Raw genomic sequence first — 979 nt, 5'->3', positions numbered from 1 at the left:
CGACCCGCGAGCCCATCGAGAACGAGGCGGACAACGGGCTCGACAACGAGCGCGGCACGCTGTCGATGGCGCGCACCCAGGCGGTGGACAGCGCGACCTCGCAGTTCTTCATCAACCTCGCCGACAACGCCTTCCTCGACCACGGCGAGCGCGACTTCGGCTACGCGGTGTTCGCCCGGGTCGTGGACGGCATGGACGTGGTCGACGAGATGGCGGGGGTGCCCACCGGGCGGGCCAGCGGTATGAGCGACGTGCCCCGGCAGACCCTGGTGATCGAGAGCGCCGAGCGCGTCGACGGCTGAGCCGGCGGCCGTCCTGCCGGCCGTCGTTGTGATAACATGACGTGTTTTATGACACGCCCGCCGGCGCCCCCGCGCCCGCGCGGGGTTCGAGCATCGCCCAAAGCCGAGTGAGACCACCCGATGTCGAGCGTCGCCAAGGAGATCCTGCCGGTCAACCTCGAGGACGAGATGCGGCAGTCGTACCTCGATTACGCCATGAGCGTGATCGTCGGACGTGCCCTGCCGGATGTGCGCGACGGCCTCAAGCCGGTGCACCGGCGCGTCCTCTATGCCATGCGAGAGCTCGGCAACGACTGGAACAAGCCCTACAAGAAGTCCGCGCGCGTGGTCGGTGACGTCATCGGTAAGTACCACCCCCACGGCGACTCGGCGGTCTACGACACCATCGTGCGCATGGCCCAGGACTTCTCCATGCGCTACCTGCTCGTCGACGGGCAGGGCAACTTCGGCTCCATCGACGGCGACAACGCCGCGGCGATGCGCTACACCGAGGTACGCATGAGCCGCATCGCCCACGAGCTGCTCGCGGACATCGACAAGGAGACCGTTGACTTCGTCGACAACTACGACGGCTCCGAGTCCGAGCCCACCGTGCTGCCGACGAAGGTCCCGAACTTCCTGGTCAACGGCGGCTCCGGCATCGCCGTGGGCATGGCCACCAACGTCCCGCCGCACAA

At 67.6% G+C, this 979-nt stretch carries 2 protein-coding genes; both read left to right on the top strand.

The window, feature by feature from the left end:
• The coding region (locus tag G7A99_RS21190) for a peptidylprolyl isomerase (RefSeq protein ID WP_205599979.1) at positions 1-302 on the top strand (302 nt) is incomplete at its 5' end.
• A 120-nt stretch (positions 303-422) separates the two neighbouring features.
• A partial coding sequence (locus G7A99_RS21185; protein ID WP_305792351.1) for a DNA gyrase subunit A occupies positions 423-979 on the top strand: 557 nt, incomplete at its 3' end.

Source organism: Arhodomonas sp. KWT, assembly GCF_010993615.1.
Note: the sequence above shows the minus strand (reverse complement) of the source record. Positions and strands in the feature narration are given on the sequence as shown.